The sequence below is a fragment of the Vibrio sp. H11 genome, from assembly GCF_004804295.1.
GTDB lineage: Bacteria > Pseudomonadota > Gammaproteobacteria > Enterobacterales > Vibrionaceae > Vibrio > Vibrio ostreae.
Genome location: NZ_SSHN01000003.1, coordinates 177,150 through 194,072, shown reverse-complemented (window position 1 = coordinate 194,072; position 16,923 = coordinate 177,150). Strand labels below are relative to the sequence as shown.

The following is a 16,923-nucleotide window of genomic DNA, read 5'->3' as shown; positions in this document are numbered from 1 at the left end:
CTCTCCTTACGCCTGAACCAAAGGACCTGGATTTTTCAGGTATTGTTCGCGAATCGCTCTGGCGGACCAGTAGGTCAGTGCCGCAACCATACCGGTCGGGTTGTAACCCAGCCCCTGCGGGAACGCAGAAGCGCCCGGCACAAACACATTGTGCACATCCCAGCTTTGCAGATAGCGGTTCACTGCACTGGTTTTCGGGTTTTCCCCCATCACCGCGCCACCATTAAGGTGAGTGGTCTGATACTTACGGGCATCGAAATGCTCGCCGGCTTGTTTGGCACTGCCGCTCATCGCTTGCGGATTCATCGCCCTGGCAATGTTAGCCATCTTGTTGTGCATAAACTGCGACATCTTGATGTCGTTCTCCTGCCAGTCGAATGTCATACGCAGCAAAGGCTGACCATGCACATCGGTATAGTTAGGATCAAGATCCATGTAATTGACCCGGTAAGACTGGTGCGCGCCGTGCGCGTCCATCGACACATGATGGTTATAAGCCTGCTTAATCGCGCCTTTCCACTCGCTACCCCAGGCAGGAGCACCCGGTGCAGTCGGCAAACCGGAGATTGGCTTGGTACCCGCCTGGTTAACCCAGAACGGTGAGCCGCCCACAAAGCCGTGCGGTCCGTGATCGAAGTTATCAGCGTTGAAGTCATCCACCGCCACCCCAGCACCGCCGGCACCAATGAAGCTATTGGTGTAGGTATTTTGATCGAAAAACGCCTTGATGGTCGACAGGTTCTGATAGGCGAAATTACGTCCCACCACCCCTTCATTGGTGATGGGGTTATAGGGCTGGCCGATACCGGACAACAGCATCAGATGAACGTTATGGAATTGGAACGCCGCCAGAACCACGATGTCCGCCGGTTGTTCGACTTCTTGGCCTTGTGCATCTATGTAAGTCACTCCCGTAGCTTTCTTTTTATCGTCTGTCAGATTCACGCGCAGCACATAAGAGTTAGCGCGCAGTTCAAATTTCGGCTCTTGCTTCAGTGCTGGCCAGATATTCACATTCGGTGATGCTTTGGAATACATGTAACAGGCGTAACCACTGCAGTAACCGCAGAAATTACAGGGCCCCATCTGGGCACCATAGGTGTTCGTGTAAGGACCGGAAGTATTGGCTGACGGCAGGTCATAGGGATGATAACCGACTGATTCGGCCGCTTTGGCAAACAGCTGGGCCGAATAGGTGCGCTTTTGCGCTTGGAGTGGAAAGCGATCGGAACGATCCGGCGCATACGGGTTACCGCCTTTGCCTTTACCGATCACCTGGCCCCTGACCGACCACTCCGAGCCCGAGGTGCCGAACACTTTCTCCGCTTTATCAAAGAAAGGCTCTAGTTCCTGATAAGAGACACCGAAATCCTGAATCGTCATCCCTTCCGGAATGAAGCGCTTGCCATAGCGCTCTTCATAATGGCTGCGCAGGCGCAGCTCGACCGGGTCGACCCGAAAATGCACGCCAGACCAGTGCAATCCTGCGCCGCCTGTCCCGTTGCCGGGTAAAAACACCGCCAGCTGACGGTAAGGCACCGCCGTCTGCGCGTCGTTGTGGCGAAACGTCACTGTACTTTTGGACAGATCTTGGAACAGTTTGCGCCGCGTGTTATAGGTCAGCTCGTCAATAGTTTGTGGATACGCACCATCGGGATAGGTATCGCGCATCGGGCCGCGCTCTAGCGCCACCACATTCAAGCCGGCTTCTGTCAGCTCTTTGGCCATAATAGAACCAGCCCAGCCGAAGCCAACAATCACAGCATCGGCTTTTTTCATCTGTTTTGCCATGCTTTAACCTCGCTGACCTGTAATAGAAACCGGTGGGAATGGGTAGGCCTCATCACGCTCAACCCAGTCCATAAAATCAGCGCGCGCGCCGGGAAACCCAATCAAATTCCAGCCGACCATGTTCTGGTTGCCGCCATGAATCGGATCGCTGAAGAAACCTTCCCGCGTATTCTGCAGTAAGGTGGCAAAAAACAGGCTGGCTGGCAGCAGCTCAAAATTCACCTGATCATTTTCCATCTGGCTGAGCAATTGGGTTTGTTTGCTGACACTCAACTTGGTAAAACGCTGACCCATTTTCTGCTGCGCAACCTTTTCGGCTTCTGCGATGCCAAGCTTATAGATATCACGTGGCACCAGCGGGCGCTGATAGCCCAGCTCTGGAGCGGCCTCCGGGTTAAACGGCCCTTGCATATACCAGTTCGATCCGCTGCCATAAGGCGTATTCATCTGACGGTCGATAAACTCAGGTACGCCCGCTTCCAGAGCGCCCGGACCATATTGGTCATTGGGAATCAACACTGCGACGGCCGCTTCAATAAAAGCAAACTCTTCGCTGCTAAAAAAGGTCGGGAAATAGTCTCGTGCTTGCTGATTATCTGTCTCGCTTGCAGCTTCGGAAGTAAGGGATGCCGCGCGAGCGACTGATGAAGAGGTCAATCCCCCAAGGGAACTGCCAATGGCAACTGTGGGGATCAAGGCTAAGGTCCTGGCCAGAAAATCGCGGCGTAGCGCACTATCCGGCGTGTCATTGTTGTTAGACATTGCTAGGTTCCATTAATAATTATAATAAAATGTGACTAAAATCTCTTTTTTGTTATAAATTATTTCAGGAATTATTTTGTGAATCAGATCTCATATAAAAAATGTCAATACGAAATTGGAACAAAATTTCAATGACAACCGTCACATAAAATTCACCAAAAGAATGACAGACATCAAATAAATTAACTCTTCAGATAACATAGATTGCTAGCACTCGTTGTTAACCGAGGTGAGTCCGCGTAAAACTCGCCCACCCAAGAGTCGCAAACTCAACCGCAGCTCAGATTGTTGTCTATGGCTTCTTTGGCTAACATGCACCTTGCCGTATCGCTCTGCCTCCTGATTTAAATCCTTTGTACTCAGTGACCAGCGTCCGTGGCATACCACCGTCCTGCCAACTCATCTCAGGAGACTTCATCCGTGCGCGACCGACTCTCTATCCGCTCTTACAGTGCGCACGCCACCAGCCATCTGCATCACTATCATCAGGTTGTGATCCCGTTATCCGGGTCTATTGAAATGGAACTGGGTGGCAGTGCCAAACCGCTGCGGGCGGGGATTGGGGATTGTGTGGTGATCCGCGCAGCCACGCGCCACGATTTCCGGGCATCGTCAGCTTTTCGCTTTTTGGTCGCCGACCTCTCTCAGCTACCGGATAACCTGGCTCATTCTGAGGTCACCGATTTCATACTCGACGCCCCGGCACTGGCCTTTGCACAGTTTGTCGATTCACAGTTAAGCAGCGAGGTGGACAATAGAATTGAAGATAAAATACTGGATCTTTTTCTCGATCTGCTTGCCCGTCAACGCCTTGCCGCTCCGCTAGACAACCGGATTCAGAAGGCACTGCAGGTAATGCGTGATAATCTGGCCATGCCACTCACCATAAATCAGTTAGCCCGTGTCGCCTGCCTGAGCAGTACCCAATACAAGACTCTGTTCAAAGCCAGTATGGGCATGACCACTTTTCAGTACCTGACCAAGCTACGTATGGAGCGGGCACGTGCTCTGTTGTCTCACTCCGATCTGCCGATCGCTCTGATTGCCGAACAAGTCGGTTTTGTTGACCCCTCAGCATTTAGCCGTAGTTTCAGCCGTTATTTTGGCCAGCCGCCAAAATACTTTAATGCCCGAAGAGGCTAACCACCGCCGGACATAACACCATCGTTTCAGCGTAGCAAAACGTCTTTTCAGCACAATTTTTTCTTTTGATTGCTATACGATTTCCCGGTCAATATTGATTTCATAAGGCCGGTTTATGCGAAACAAGCACACACTCTATTCTCAGCAAACACTGACCGCTCTGGCACCGGTGCTGTTCTTACTGATGTGGAGCAGCGGAGCAGTGATGGCCAAAGTGGGGTTGCAACACGCCTCCGTATGGAGCTTCCTGATTGCCCGTTCAGCCATTTCTTTGCTTCTGATTTTACTGCTGTTAGGTCTGTTCAGGGGCTGGCGATCTATTCGTTTACCGACGCTCGACTGGTCAACGGTCTGCAATGTGCTGGGCGCGGGCCTCCTGGTGCAGGCTGGCTATCTGAGTGGTTATTTTCTGGCTCTGCAGCACGGTTTATCGCCGGGTATTGTAACCGTGATCCTCGGGTTACAGCCGTTACTCACCCCATTGCTGACCCGACAAAAACAGAGCGGCTTGGCCGTATTGTGCCTTTTGGGTGGCTTTTTCGGACTATGTCTTGCTGTCGCGGGTTCTTCCTCTGGTGCTGAACTAAACTGGACAGGGATCATCTGCGCGGCTCTGGCGCTGCTGGCCATTACCTGGGGTACGATTTTTCAAAGCCGTATCACGCTCGATACCATGGATTCGATATGGTATCAGAATAGCCTGGCACTACTCGTGTTTAGCCTGATTCAGTTATTCCAGCCCTGGCACATGGTCTGGAATCAGGAACTGATCGCTTCGTTGCTGTGGATGAGCGTTATCGTATCAACCGGGGCTTTATTGCTACTGATGCTGATGCTCAAACAGCGTTCTGCCAGCCAGGTCAGTGTGTTGTTTTACGCGATTCCTGCCCTGGCCATGCTGTTTGATTTTATCTGGTTCGATACCCGTTTATCACTGCTGTCACTTTCAGGTCTCGCGCTGGTCGCGGTCAGTGTCTGGCACTATACCCGGTATCAGGCTCGCTTACAGCAAGCGAGTCCGGCTCGGCAACCAGGCCAAACCGAACTGGTTAACGCTCCGGGGCATCACAAGGGCTGAATATCCAGCCGGGAGAGCAGAGAGGGGAATCCCCAGCCATCCTGCCCCGCATGCACGGGCTCCCCCGTCAGGTACTCATAAATGGTCGGCGCCAGTGACCCGTTGGCCTGACTATGAATCGGCCCGGCATTCGGGCCGATCGGCGTCCCCCAGAAGCCGAGAAAAGCATCTTTTTCGAGGTAACTTTCACCGGCATGACGACCCGGAACCTTGGTGTTGTAGCCTATCCCCTCGCGCGGAAACAGGTTCACACTGCCCGCCCTGTCCTCTTCATAAATCGCGGCCAACTGGTTGACCGAGTCGGGGCGGGCACTGAAACGGGTTAAATCACGCCACTCAGCAGACGTGCACCAACTGGTGACATCACCTTCGCGTGCGCGGTACAGGCATTTATCCACCAACTGGCTATAATGATCGAGCGCTTTGTCATCCAGTGCAGGCAAATACGGATTGAGCACCTGAACATCCAGTAAACGAGCCTGACTGTCCACACCAGAGTAATACCGTCGATCGCCGCGGCGGCGAATGATCTCATCGAGCCGCTGGCCGTCACGTTCACCAACCAGACGCACACTACACAGCTTGCTGTCACAAGCCGATTCACGCACCACCAGATAATCGAGGGTATCACCCAAGCGCCGGACACTTTCACTAATGATATCCAGCGCTTTGTCTGCCTGCGCGGGCTGCCAGCGGGTCAGTTGCTGATAAACCGGCTGAACCTCCCATCCGGCACGGGCATTAAAGAAGTCGAGCATATAGTTGCCGCCAGCTGTCGATGCCACCACGACATCCACTCCGCGGTAGGCCGGCGGATCAATCGCATTGGTCAGTTTGGGGCCTTCGCCTTCATCCGAAGAGATTTTCTCAACCACTATTCGGTAGCCCAGATCCTCCTGCAGCGCTGTGAAAATCTGTTGCTCCGGATTAAGCGTGTAATAAACCGGAGCCAGGCCATGGTCACCGGCCATCCCCCACAACGTGCGGTCGTATACCCCGGCCTGACGATACACATCCTCAAGTCGTCCCAGCCAATAATCCAGCCGGTTAAGTTCGCCGGTCGGCATCAGAATCTCATCGCTGAACGGCCCGGTAAAATGAGCGAAGTGATCCGGCCAGGGATTATAGATCAAGGTGTAATCCGGCATACCCTGAATGTCCTTGCTGGCGTAATCGCGCAAGGCCTGCTGCAATGTCCACTTACGACTCAAACGGGTCAGAACATCCCATTTACCGATCTGCTGGTAACCCTCAATTTGTTCAATCAACGCCCGGCGCATTGCACTAAGTTCTTGCTCCACCCCGGCACGGACTGCCAGTTCACGCAGACAGCGCTTTTCACCAAAATCGCGCTGCGCTTCTCCGACGCCAAGATTAATCAGGCTATCGTAAGTCACATGGGCGTTCCAATCATACTGGGCATTACAATTGAGTGTTTTGAGGTAGTCGAGACGATCAAACATGGTTTGCATCCCGCGCTCACCGGCCAGTCTGTCCAGTTGCAATGCATCATTGCCGTAAAAATAATAGGCCCTGTCTTGCTGCCGGTCGACAAAATGGAAGTTAGGAATCCCGGTTCCGCCCGGTCCGGAAACTTTAGCACCCGTTTTTATCAGGGGTAAATTACGCACACTGATGGTCGGCGTTGAAGAAATCCCGACTTCAGCGATCGCGCTATGCCGACTGTGGTACAGCCGTTTAAAGAACGGCAGATAATTGGGATCGCGGTAAGTCTGCTCAGCCAGCGTCTGCAGAAAACGAGTCTGCTGCTGATGATCAGGACTGGACGTAGTGAGCGGCGATTTGAGCTCAGGCGCTGCCAGATGTCGCTGATAGGCGTGGCCGAGAAAAGGCAGCTCCGGCTGAACCAGGCCCTGCATCAACCCTTGCTGCAGACCGTCAACCGTCACTTGAACCGCAAAACGTCGCTGCTCCAGGCCTTGTAAAAACGCTGCCACTTGAGCCGGAGACTCATCCAGTGTATCCACCAGCCAGTCATTGAGGCGCTGAGTGCGTTCCTGCCGGTAAACGTACTGTCGATACCCTTTGAGCACATTGAGGCGGACAAAATCAATCAATGAAACCGTTACGGCCTCAGCTTTGTTGTTGTTTTTGTTTGCATTTTCCGGTTTGGCATCGTCCAGCACCGCCTGCACGGCATGCTTGATGTCGCCCTCGTCCATTCCGTCTGCTGCTCTTGTAAGCAAGCCGACAACGATAGGCTCAATTTTGGCAACTAATGCCCTGTCCTGCTCGTTATCAGTCAGATACTGGTAGTGCGCTGGCAGCTGCTCGAGATCCTGCCACTCACCAATATCCACCAGCGCATCGTACAAGGTCACCAGGGTCGCAATAAACTCACGATCAACTTTAATCCCTTCCTGATGGGCCTGGTCCTTGCTGTGAGTGGCCGGCGCAGATCGTGCCTGCTCACCAAGATGATACAAGCTGTGCTGAAAACCGGTTAACGCTCTGTCGTCATAAACGCCGCTCAAATACGATTTGAACTGATCGCCCGCCGCCATTCCGCTGTAGCGGTCATAGTACTGGTATAAAAAGTAGCCCAGCGGAATGGCATAAGCCGGATTGGAAATTTGGCTGATCACCCGCGCTTTTACGCCCGCCTCCAGTGGCAGCGTCAGTATATAGCTGTCCAGTGTCACTCCGGCGATGGTAAACAGCGTCGCATCACGCGCCACCACAGTGGAATAGCTCAGCGTTGAGACCACCTGATTTTTGAGGATTTCACCTGCATTGAATACCCCGCCAATCACCGGCACTTCGCCCAGTGCGGCATACGCTGGTGACGTAAGACTCATGCTACATGCAGCAGCCAATAGCGACCGCCGCAAGGCACGCTGTACTGTTTTCTTTATGATCATCAGATCTTTCCAATTCATCCTTTTGCATATCTGGCCCTAACCATAGCACCGGCGTCTAAATTTTCGATGTTGATGACCAAGATTTGTGAAATGCGCTCTATAACCAGATAGCGATGCTAAGTTCATTATAAAGATCATAAGGTTATAGAAATTAGATTCTGCGCGGCTGATAACATGGTAACCGTGGCGGAGAAAGAGTTCTCGTTTTGACATAGCGACGAACGGACTACGCTGTTAACATACTCCACCTAAAGTTGACCCGGTTACCAGGGCATTACGTTTATCTGCGCAGACTACTCCTTCCGCAGTCACTTTTTTATCTTATCAACAAGCAGAATACACCACATGCAAAACCCCGAAATCTCCACTTCGCCTTCACTCTCTCGTCAACTGTTTAAAATGACCTGGCCAATGCTGTTTGGCGTCTTATCCCTGATGAGCTTTCAGTTGATTGACAGTGCCTTCATCGGCCAGTTGGGCGTTCTGCCTCTGGCGGCACAAGGCTTTACTATGCCGATTCAGATGATCATCATCGGGGTTCAGGTCGGTCTGGGTATCGCGACGACCGCGGTGATTTCACGCGCTTTGGGTGCAGGTCAGGCTAAGTACGCCCGTCAGCTTGGCGGTTTAGTGGTCGCCATAGGGAGTATTGGCGTGGCCGTGTTCGGTATCCTGCTTTACTGGCTGCGTGAACCGATTTTAACGCTGCTCAGCGCACCACAAACAATCTTCAGTATTATCGACAGCTACTGGATTTGGTGGGTTATCAGCGCCTGGACCGGTGCAGTGCTGTATTTCCTCTACAGTCTATGCCGTGCCAACGGTAATACGATGTTGCCGGGCACCATCATGATGCTGACCAGCGTGCTCAACCTGGTACTCGACCCGCTGTTTATTTTCGTGTTTGACTTTGGCATTAACGGCGCCGCCATGGCAACCATTGTGGCCTTTGGCATTGGTATCGTGATCGTGGCGCCGCGTGTGTCCTCGAAACACTGGATGCTGTTTGACTGGAGCGATCTCGATATCGCCCAAAGCATTCGCTCTATCGGTCACATCATGGGGCCGGCGATGCTGAGCCAGTTGCTGCCGCCACTCTCTTCGATGCTGGCGACCAAATTACTGGCCGGGTTCGGCACTGCGGCGGTTGCCGCGTGGGCGCTGGGATCGCGTTATGAATTTTTTGCCATTGTGTCTGTATTGGCGCTCACTATGTCCATTCCGCCGATGGTGGGTCGCTTGCTGGGTTCGAATCAGGTCGGTGATATTCGTAAACTGGTGGCCATCGCTATTCGTTTTATCCTGATTTTCCAACTGTTTATTGCATTGGTTACCCTGGCTTTGTCCACACCGCTGGCCAGCCTGATGACCAGCGAAAGCAGCGTTGAATCAATTCTGAACTGGCATCTGATGATTGTACCGCTCAGCCTTGGCCCGTTAGGTATTTGTATGCTGATGGTGTCCGTCGCAAACGCTCTGGGTAAATCGTATGTCGCGCTGACCATTTCCGCTCTGCGCCTGTTCGCTTTCTTCCTGCCATGTTTATGGCTGGGCGCACAACTCGGCGACTTAAAAGGTCTGTTTATCGGTGCTTTTATCGGTAATATTCTGGCCGGGGCTTCGGCGTGGAGCCTTTACCAGCGCACTTTATACCGGATTGAACATCAGGCAGCCCGCGCTTAACCTGGCCGCGATCCAATACACGGTTCTGACTATTAAATCTGACCATTAAAAAAGGCGCTCTGATGAGCGCCTTAACTGTATTGATTTCGGCTAGATTAGCGGTTGCGACGAGCTTCAACTGCATTGGCCAGTTGGCGCAGCAGTGTCTCGGTATCTTCCCAGCCGATACACGCGTCAGTTATCGACTGACCGTAAACCGGCGCTTCACCATCCACTAGATCCTGACGACCTTCGACCAGGTGAGATTCAACCATCACTCCGAAAATAGCATTTTCGCCGTTTGCAATCTGACCCGCAACGTCTTCACCCACCACCATCTGGCGCTGGTACTGTTTCGAGCTGTTAGCGTGGCTGAAGTCTATCATCACTTTCTGAGACAGACCTGCACCCTCGAGTTTATGTTTCACTTCACTGACGTGTGCTTCACTGTAGTTCGGCTCTTTACCACCACGCAGAATGATGTGACAGTCAGGGTTACCCGCAGTTTCCACAATCGCAGAATGACCGTACTTAGTCACTGACAGGAAGTTGTGTGATGCACTGGCTGAGCGGATTGCGTCCGCAGCGATCTTGATGTTGCCATCAGTACCGTTTTTGAAACCAACCGGGCAAGACAGGCCAGAAGCCAACTCACGGTGAACCTGAGATTCAGTGGTACGCGCACCAATCGCACCCCAGCTGATCAGATCGGCCACATATTGCGGGGTGATCATATCCAGGAATTCGCTTGCCGTCGGCATACCCATATCAGTCAGATCAAGCAGCAGTTTACGCCCAATACGTAAACCATCGTTGATCTCGTAGGTATCGTTCAGGTACGGGTCGTTGATAAGGCCTTTCCAACCAACAGTGGTACGCGGTTTTTCGAAGTAAACACGCATCACCACTTCCAGTTGACCGCTTAACTCCTCACGCAGTGCTTTCAGGCGTTTGCCGTATTCCAGCGCTGCCTGTGGATCGTGAATCGAACATGGACCGACAATCACCAGCAGGCGATCGTCTTTATCCTGCATGATGTTATGAATCGCGCTTCGAGCCTGAAAAGTGGTAGAAGAAGCAACTTCAGTCGCCGGAAACTTCTCCAGAACAGCAACTGGCGGTAATAACTCTTTAATTTGTTTAATATTTACATCATCGGTTTGGTACATTGCTTACTTCTTCCTGTTACGTCTTGCTGCTGACTATTCGAACGGAAATAGTCTCTCCCAGAGCAGGGTCGACTTGCTACCCTCGTAACTTATCCACTTCGACCATCAAGAGCAAGCATTATTTCCCACCAAAAGCAATATATGTAAATTATTTACACTTTACATTGGGTGTAATTATTTATTTACAGCCATAACAGCTGAGGAAAAAACGACTTGTTTCTAATGCAAGCTTTTGTTTTTCATCAATATTAAGTACTGGTTTCAGCCCCATCAGTTGCGGCCAGAAACAACCACCTTTAATCAGGCTGTGCAACTGCACATTGGCAAACTCAACGTCAGCAATATTGAGTTGCCCTTTGTCCGCCTGATGTTTCAGCCAGCGCGCCAGCTGAGTTTCCTTACTGGCCATTTGCTCTGAATGCTGAGCCAGTTCCTGCGGTCGATACAGATAGTGCCCCAGCACCACACGTGCCAGGTCAAGGTATTCACCCGAACTCAGAATATCAATTTCACTTAGCAGCAACTGCTCTAGTTGTTGCTGCAACGGCAGTGACGCAAGTTGGTCTGAATCAATAAGATTAGCTGTTGCCTGCCACAGATTGGCCAGTAAGGTCATCACCAGCGCCTCTTTTGAAGCAAAGTGATTGTAGACGGTACGCTTAGACACCTGCGCCATCGCGGCGATTTTGTCCATACTGGTGTTCTGCGCACCAAATTCGCGAAAAGCATCCATTGCGGCTTGAAGTATCGCTTCGCGCTTCAATTCACTACGGGTCTTTTTCATTTCGACTACCTGGTTCATTTCAATTACCTGGGTGTTCATGTTCGTTTTCTCAATAATACACTAACCGAGTGAGTTACACTATGTAGTGTACTTTACTAAACTTCTCGGTGTACTTTATTAAACTGCATGGTTTACTTTATTACACTAGATAGTTTACTTTTTGGATTGAGATATGTAAACTACACCGACTAGTTTACTTAGAATCTTATTGCAATCGTCACAAACGTTTCATTTTTTTGGTGAACACTATGCCTGAACCATTTGTGTGATTGCGACAACAAAAAGGACGCCTATGAATATCGAATCTACATACGAAACTTCCCAAGAGCTCCCGATGCGCAACGGCAAATTTGCCAACAGCGAAGTCGTCAATAAAAACACACTGCGTGATTTTCTCTCGATCTCTTGGGCCTATCTGACCTCTGAGCGTGAGGAGAACACACCAAAAAAGCCAATGCCTGTTCAGGAGATCACTGCTGAACAGCTGAATGAAGAAAGCCAAGATGTGGTTTACCGTCTCGGCCATTCCACCGTTTTACTGAGACTGGACAACCAGTGGATCCTGACCGATCCCGTGTTCAGTGACCGGGCATCACCGGTGCAGTGGATGGGCCCTAAGCGTTTTCACCAGCCACCGATTGCCTTAGAAAATTTGCCGTACATCGATGTGGTGCTGATCAGTCATGACCACTATGATCATCTCGACAAAGCTGCGGTCAAAGTCCTGGCTGATAAAGTCGGCTGTTTTCTGGTTCCGCTTGAACTGGGTAAACTGCTGATCAAATGGGGCTTACCGGCAGACAAAATTCACGAGTTTTCCTGGTGGCAAAGCGCTCAGCTAGGCTCAATTGAATTTGCCTTTACCCCGACCCAGCATTTCTCTGGTCGCGGAATCAATGATCGAAACAACACTTTATGGGGCAGTTGGGTCATGAAAGGCACACAGAAGTCGGTATTTTTCAGCGGTGATTCCGGCTATTTCAGCGGCTTTAAACAGATCGGCGAACGTTTTGGCCCGTTTGATTTAACCCTGGTTGAAACCGGGGCGTACAGCTCGCTGTGGTCGGAAGTTCACATGTTCCCCAACCAAAGCCTGCAAGCGCATATCGATTTACGCGGTAAAGTGATGTTGCCGATTCATAACAGCACATTTGATTTGTCCCTGCACCGCTGGTACGAACCGCTGGAACAAGTCGCCGCACTGGCGCACAACCTGAATGTTCAGGTCACGACTCCCATGATAGGCGAGCGCATGGTGCTGTCCCAGCCTAAACCACTGGAAAAATGGTGGCGCAGCAGCGTAACCACACCTGTCGCCGATGTCGCGCCACAACAGGTGTATGACGCGACCTAATCCCCATAAATGACAATACCCACGACGGTCCTAGTAGATACGATGGATTAGCGCGACACCCGGGTCAGCACAGTCCGGCAGGGTGACGATGCCCAGAGCCGATAATTGCACTTTACCACCGCCAGCAGCAAAAATGCCGCGCACAGGTTATGTAACACTGCCGCCCAAAGCGGCAAGCTCATCACGACATTGGCCATGCCGAGCAGCACTTGCAGCATCAGGACGCCCAGCACATGACCGGCCAGTTTATTTTCCTCTGCTGCCCGCAGTGTCATCACCAGTATACCAACGACCAGGATAGTCAGTATGGCACCAAATCGGTGAGCAACATGAATGGTCAGCCGCGGTCCATAATCCAGCACACCAAATTCATAGCTGTCATGACCATAGTGAATCGGAGTAAAGGCCGTTTTGAAATCGAGATGCTGAGTCCAGTTACCTTCGCATATCGGTAAACTGCTGCACATCAACGCGGCATAATTGGAAGACGTCCATCCTCCTAACATGATCTGCCCCACTACCACCACAAGTGCAGCACCAGCCAGGGCACGCAACGTACCACTCTGCGCTCGCATTGGCTGAGAATTCAAACCCGGTGATAATTGCCAGTAAAGCAGAAACAAGGCACACAACAGGCTCAACCCTCCCAACAGATGCCCCATGACCACCAGAGGCAGCAGCTTGAGTGTCACCGTCCACATGCCGAGCACCGCCTGAAAAATAACGATGCCAGTAATCAGAATCGGTAGCCCGACCGCTACCGGCCGATAACGGATACACAGGGTTGTAATGGCAAACACCACCAGGCCCAGCGTTGCTGCGAAGTACCGGTGAATCATTTCGGCCCAGGCTTTAGCTGGCTCCACCTCCAGATGCGGATAGAGAAACTCAGCCTTCTTCAGGGCCTGATCTGACAGGGGAACCGTAAAATGGCCATAGCATCCGGGCCAGTCCGGACAACCGAGTCCGGCATCGGATAAACGGGTATAGGCTCCGAGAATGATCACCATCAACGTCAGTAGCAGGCTGAAACGCACCAGAGAGAGCAAAATAGTTGAACGGGCGGTCTGCCTATGAGAGATGGCAGATAACCTGTGTTTGTCTGTTGGATGAGTCAGCATAACCTTCCCCTGTCCTGGTTAACCCACGCGGGATAACTTAAGTAGCTTGCGCATATCAGCCAGCACACTGCGACTGAGCGCTACCTGCTGCTCCGCCGATGCGGTATAGCCCATAACTAACTGACCAAGCGGATCAATGATCACCAGTTGCACAGCGCCGACCGTTTGTATAAAGCGTTGATTAACCGTTATGCGGGGCAGAGTCAGGTCACGAATAGCGTTCAAATCACTGCCTGCACTGAGCAAAAGTACCGGGCTAACCCGGCCCTGCTCTTTACCTAATGCGGTATGGCTTTGGGTCAGCAGATGAAGTTGCTGGCGGCAAGCATCATCACATTGATCGGGAACCAGATAAGCCATCTGCCAGCGACTGTGCTGCAGGGGATTGTCTATCCCAAGCTGGCTCAGCGTGACACGCGGTTCAATTAAAGTGCCTTTATTGGTGATACCGCTCTGATACCAGTGGTTGGAGAGCACCGCTTTCGCAACCAACGCCGGAAGCGCGAAAAACAGCACGATGGCGATAAGAATTACTCGGCCTTTGGTTTTTGCTTGCATATATGCCTCCTTACTTCGCTTGGCTTCGTGTGGCTTAGCTGTTTCAAATCCGGCCCGCACCGGCTCACTGCGAGTTTGGCTGTTTGGTTTGATGCTTCGCGTCCGGACTTTGTTTTGTCTTGTCCGCACTGGACAAACGCATATCGCGGGCTCGCCGCCGATACTTTTTCAACAGCATCAGCGAAATCATTGCCAGTACGGCCGCCATAGTGAACCACTGCAGTGCGTAGCCAAAATGCTTGTGCGAACTCATCGCCAGAGGCTGCCAGGGCTGAGCATAGGGCCAGGCAGACTGCTGAGGTTGCAGCACCGCTGCAACCACCGGCTCTCCAAGCCAGCGCGACAATTCGGTCAGATTGAGATTCTGAATCCGGTGCGGAGTGTCAGCCTCAATGAGTAGCTTCGAACTAAGCGGATTGGATGAACGGGTGTACAGCCGGCCGGTTAAACTCTGTACTTGATGCAGCCATTCGACTTGCGGCAGCATACTGCGCTGCAATCCGGCCGCGACAAAACCAAGTTCGACCAGCAACCAATCACCATCTACCGTGCGTCCCAACTGATAGGCCAGATACCCCACCTGTCCGTCCATTGTCTGGTTATCAAGTAAAAAGGTCCGGGTTGTATCAGGTTCGAAAATGACTTTTACCCTCACGCCGGTTATCTGCTCCGGGGCATACGTTGCCAACGCCTGCTTAAGACTCACTGGGGCCATCTGCTGATAGTCGGCCAGGCGCGATTCCAACAGCTGTTTTTCCTCGCCACGAGCCCATTGCCATAGTCCCAATTTGACCAACAAGATAAATACAGCCACAGTTAATGCTATCCCCAACCACAATTTTCCCCACCCGCGCAAAGGAGGCACCATGCTGCCACTGGCTGTGAAAATCGTTTTGGTCTTACTCTTGCTGTTCATCATCGTTAATCTCGCACGAGCCTTGATCCAGATGGTCAGAGAACCGGATGAGGGAGAGAACCAACGTCCGATGAGTCACTATCTCGGACGGCGCCTGCTCCTGTCCGCCTGCGTGGTATTGCTGCTGGTCCTCGCTTTGTTAAGTGGCTGGTTGCATCCTAATGCCAGCCCTTACTGACGCCCTCCGCGCCTGGTCCTCTTTTTCTGCGGCCGCCGCTTTAAAGCACGTAAACAAAGACAAACAGACACAGCCACACCACATCCACGAAGTGCCAGTACCAGCTCCCGGCCTGAAAGGCAAAATGGTCTCCGGGCGTAAAATGATCCTTGGCAATACGACCCAGCAAAACGATGAGAAACAGCGTGCCCAGACAAACGTGCATGCCGTGAAAACCGGTCAGTAAAAAGAAAGTGTTACCGTACACACCGGATTGCAGGGTGAGCCCCATCTCATGGTAAGCATGGGCATACTCAACACCCTGGAAGTAGAGGAAAAACCCGGCCAGCACTATGGTAATTTCCAGCCATACAATTAAGGCCATACGCCGGTTACGCTCCAGACTGAGATGGGCCATATGTAACGTCACCGATGACGCCAGCAGAATAATGGTGTTTTTCAGCGGAATACCTTGCCATGGCATTGCCTGAGTGGTTGTGCCATCTGGTGTGCTCAGTAGTGGCCAGATGGCCTCAAAACCAGGCCACAAGACTTCATGGGTCATCGCATTGTTACTGGCTCCGCCCAACCAGGGTACCGCTATCATACGGGCGTAGAAAAGCGCACCAAAAAATGCACCAAAGAACATCACTTCCGAAAAAATGAACCAACTCATCCCCTGACGAAAGGAGCGCGCTATCTGCGCCGAGTAAAGCCCAGACATCGACTCCATAATCACACTACGAAACCAGCCAGCCAGCATAAACAGCAACACAAAAAAGCCGCCAAACAGAATAATTTTGCCGACCACGCCACCGGCGCTGTCACTACCGGCATGCTGCACCGTGATACCCGCTCCAAGCGCCAGCAAAAACAGGGCGACGGCCCCCACAATCGGCCAGTGACTCTGGGCCGGAACATAATAAGCAGGGCTTTTATTACTCATGATTTGCTCCTTGAGTCACCGCTTGCCCCAAACGGGCCAGTGACTGTGGATCAGCTTTGGCAGTAATGTTATACAGCGTATAAGAGAGGGTCAGGGTGTGAATCGAAGCCGGTAAGTCCGGTTCAAGGTAAAAAATCAGCGCCATCTCGGCTTCACCTTGTGCTGCCAGCGGCTGCTGATTGAAACAAAAACACTCGATTTTATTAAAGTACCCCGCACCCAGCCCTGGTGATACCGAAGGCACGGCCTGTCCGACGATTGCAGATCCTGATACATTGTGGGCACGATAGGCGGTCTGTATTACTTCGCCCGGATGCACATCCATATGGGTAACTTGCGGGGTAAATGTCCACGGCATGTCGTGGGTGACGTGAGCCATAAACTCAACCCGAATGGTACGCGACTCGTCAATTTGCATTCCTTGCGGCTGAATGCTGGCCTGGTTGCTGGTTTTACCGTTGATGCCCAGTTGCTCGCACATAATGTCGTACAACGGCACCAACGCAAAACCGAATCCGAACATCAGGCACACCGCCAGCAGCAATTTGACGGTCAGCTTGCGATTGCGGGTCTCAGAGCAAGGCGTGTTCATACTCTGCT

General features: G+C 52.0%; 15 protein-coding genes. 5 read left to right on the top strand and 10 right to left on the bottom strand.

Annotated features, from left to right (window positions below; genetic code table 11):
• Positions 1-6: 6 nt before the first annotated feature.
• Together E6C74_RS05830 and E6C74_RS05825 are read right to left on the bottom strand one after the other, a co-directional pair.
• Positions 7-1,791: a GMC family oxidoreductase gene (locus E6C74_RS05830; protein WP_136483755.1), complete on the bottom strand. Its 1,785-nt coding sequence runs from the start codon at positions 1,789-1,791 to the stop codon at positions 7-9.
• Positions 1,792-1,794: 3 nt separating this feature from the next.
• Entirely contained in the window at positions 1,795-2,553 is a 759-nt protein-coding gene (locus E6C74_RS05825) for a gluconate 2-dehydrogenase subunit 3 family protein (RefSeq protein ID WP_136483754.1), read from the bottom strand.
• A gap of 420 nt (positions 2,554-2,973) precedes the next feature.
• On the opposite strand from E6C74_RS05825, the gene E6C74_RS05820 reads away from it, so the two are divergent.
• Positions 2,974-3,696 carry a helix-turn-helix domain-containing protein gene (locus E6C74_RS05820; RefSeq protein ID WP_136483753.1) on the top strand — a complete coding sequence of 241 codons (723 nt, stop codon included), beginning with the start codon at positions 2,974-2,976 and terminating at the stop codon, positions 3,694-3,696.
• Between the two features lie 115 nt (positions 3,697-3,811).
• Positions 3,812-4,774 (top strand): DMT family transporter, encoded by a 963-nt coding sequence (locus E6C74_RS05815; RefSeq protein WP_240798132.1) that lies wholly within the window; start codon positions 3,812-3,814, stop codon positions 4,772-4,774.
• Here E6C74_RS05815 and E6C74_RS05810 read toward each other — a convergent pair.
• A complete protein-coding gene (locus tag E6C74_RS05810) occupies positions 4,762-7,593 on the bottom strand; it encodes an alkaline phosphatase family protein (protein ID WP_240798131.1) in 2,832 nt (943 codons plus the stop codon). The genes E6C74_RS05815 and E6C74_RS05810 overlap by 13 nt on opposite strands.
• Before the next feature lie 408 nt (positions 7,594-8,001).
• Between E6C74_RS05810 and E6C74_RS05805 the strand changes: the two genes are divergently transcribed.
• Positions 8,002-9,339, top strand: a complete 1,338-nt coding sequence (locus E6C74_RS05805) for an MATE family efflux transporter (protein ID WP_136483751.1) — start codon at positions 8,002-8,004, stop codon at positions 9,337-9,339.
• Between the two features lie 95 nt (positions 9,340-9,434).
• Here E6C74_RS05805 and aroG read toward each other — a convergent pair whose 3' ends face one another.
• Positions 9,435-10,487, bottom strand: coding sequence for a 3-deoxy-7-phosphoheptulonate synthase AroG (gene aroG, locus E6C74_RS05800; protein ID WP_136483750.1), 1,053 nt, complete (start codon positions 10,485-10,487; stop codon positions 9,435-9,437).
• A gap of 178 nt (positions 10,488-10,665) precedes the next feature.
• Entirely contained in the window at positions 10,666-11,310 is a 645-nt protein-coding gene (locus tag E6C74_RS05795; protein ID WP_240798130.1) for a TetR/AcrR family transcriptional regulator, read from the bottom strand.
• 253 nt (positions 11,311-11,563) lie between these two features.
• Between E6C74_RS05795 and E6C74_RS05790 the strand changes: the two genes are divergently transcribed.
• Entirely contained in the window at positions 11,564-12,625 is a 1,062-nt protein-coding gene (locus E6C74_RS05790) for an MBL fold metallo-hydrolase (protein WP_136483749.1), read from the top strand.
• A 47-nt stretch (positions 12,626-12,672) separates the two neighbouring features.
• On the opposite strand, the gene E6C74_RS05785 is transcribed toward E6C74_RS05790, so the two are convergent.
• From E6C74_RS05785 to E6C74_RS05775, 3 genes are all read right to left on the bottom strand, one after another.
• Positions 12,673-13,746, bottom strand: a complete 1,074-nt coding sequence (locus E6C74_RS05785; RefSeq protein ID WP_136483748.1) for a COX15/CtaA family protein — start codon at positions 13,744-13,746, stop codon at positions 12,673-12,675.
• A gap of 18 nt (positions 13,747-13,764) precedes the next feature.
• Complete coding sequence (locus tag E6C74_RS05780; RefSeq protein WP_136483747.1) at positions 13,765-14,304, bottom strand: hypothetical protein; 540 nt, start codon at positions 14,302-14,304, stop codon at positions 13,765-13,767.
• 64 nt (positions 14,305-14,368) lie between these two features.
• The gene (locus tag E6C74_RS05775) at positions 14,369-15,118 is read right to left on the bottom strand and encodes an SURF1 family protein (RefSeq protein WP_240798129.1); all 750 of its coding nucleotides are present in this window, start codon (positions 15,116-15,118) and stop codon (positions 14,369-14,371) included.
• A gap of 52 nt (positions 15,119-15,170) precedes the next feature.
• Here E6C74_RS05775 and E6C74_RS05770 point away from each other — a divergent pair, with 52 nt between their 5' ends.
• On the top strand, positions 15,171-15,398 hold the full coding sequence (locus E6C74_RS05770) for a DUF2909 family protein (RefSeq protein WP_136483746.1): 228 nt from the start codon (positions 15,171-15,173) through the stop codon (positions 15,396-15,398).
• Positions 15,399-15,438: 40 nt separating this feature from the next.
• Here the strand turns inward: E6C74_RS05770 and E6C74_RS05765 are convergent, their stop codons facing one another.
• Positions 15,439-16,323: a cytochrome c oxidase subunit 3 gene (locus tag E6C74_RS05765; protein ID WP_136483745.1), complete on the bottom strand. Its 885-nt coding sequence runs from the start codon at positions 16,321-16,323 to the stop codon at positions 15,439-15,441.
• Positions 16,316-16,915: a cytochrome c oxidase assembly protein gene (locus tag E6C74_RS05760; protein WP_136483744.1), complete on the bottom strand. Its 600-nt coding sequence runs from the start codon at positions 16,913-16,915 to the stop codon at positions 16,316-16,318. The genes E6C74_RS05765 and E6C74_RS05760 overlap by 8 nt, the downstream gene beginning before the upstream one ends.
• Positions 16,916-16,923 lie beyond the last annotated feature (8 nt).

What these genes read in the sequence shown, in the direction of transcription:
- E6C74_RS05770 (WP_136483746.1), top strand. Translation starts at nt 15,171, where the DNA reads ATGCTGCCACTGGCTGTGAAAATCGTTTTGGTCTTACTCTTGCTGTTC.
- E6C74_RS05795 (WP_240798130.1), bottom strand. Translation starts at nt 11,310, where the DNA reads ATGAACACCCAGGTAATTGAAATGAACCAGGTAGTCGAAATGAAAAAG.
- E6C74_RS05810 (WP_240798131.1), bottom strand. Translation starts at nt 7,593, where the DNA reads ATGAGTCTTACGTCACCAGCGTATGCCGCACTGGGCGAAGTGCCGGTG.
- aroG (WP_136483750.1), bottom strand. Translation starts at nt 10,487, where the DNA reads ATGTACCAAACCGATGATGTAAATATTAAACAAATTAAAGAGTTATTA.
- E6C74_RS05805 (WP_136483751.1), top strand. Translation starts at nt 8,002, where the DNA reads ATGCAAAACCCCGAAATCTCCACTTCGCCTTCACTCTCTCGTCAACTG.
- E6C74_RS05760 (WP_136483744.1), bottom strand. Translation starts at nt 16,915, where the DNA reads ATGAACACGCCTTGCTCTGAGACCCGCAATCGCAAGCTGACCGTCAAA.
- E6C74_RS05785 (WP_136483748.1), bottom strand. Translation starts at nt 13,746, where the DNA reads ATGCTGACTCATCCAACAGACAAACACAGGTTATCTGCCATCTCTCAT.
- E6C74_RS05765 (WP_136483745.1), bottom strand. Translation starts at nt 16,323, where the DNA reads ATGAGTAATAAAAGCCCTGCTTATTATGTTCCGGCCCAGAGTCACTGG.
- E6C74_RS05815 (WP_240798132.1), top strand. Translation starts at nt 3,812, where the DNA reads ATGCGAAACAAGCACACACTCTATTCTCAGCAAACACTGACCGCTCTG.
- E6C74_RS05830 (WP_136483755.1), bottom strand. Translation starts at nt 1,791, where the DNA reads ATGGCAAAACAGATGAAAAAAGCCGATGCTGTGATTGTTGGCTTCGGC.
- E6C74_RS05825 (WP_136483754.1), bottom strand. Translation starts at nt 2,553, where the DNA reads ATGTCTAACAACAATGACACGCCGGATAGTGCGCTACGCCGCGATTTT.
- E6C74_RS05780 (WP_136483747.1), bottom strand. Translation starts at nt 14,304, where the DNA reads ATGCAAGCAAAAACCAAAGGCCGAGTAATTCTTATCGCCATCGTGCTG.
- E6C74_RS05790 (WP_136483749.1), top strand. Translation starts at nt 11,564, where the DNA reads ATGAATATCGAATCTACATACGAAACTTCCCAAGAGCTCCCGATGCGC.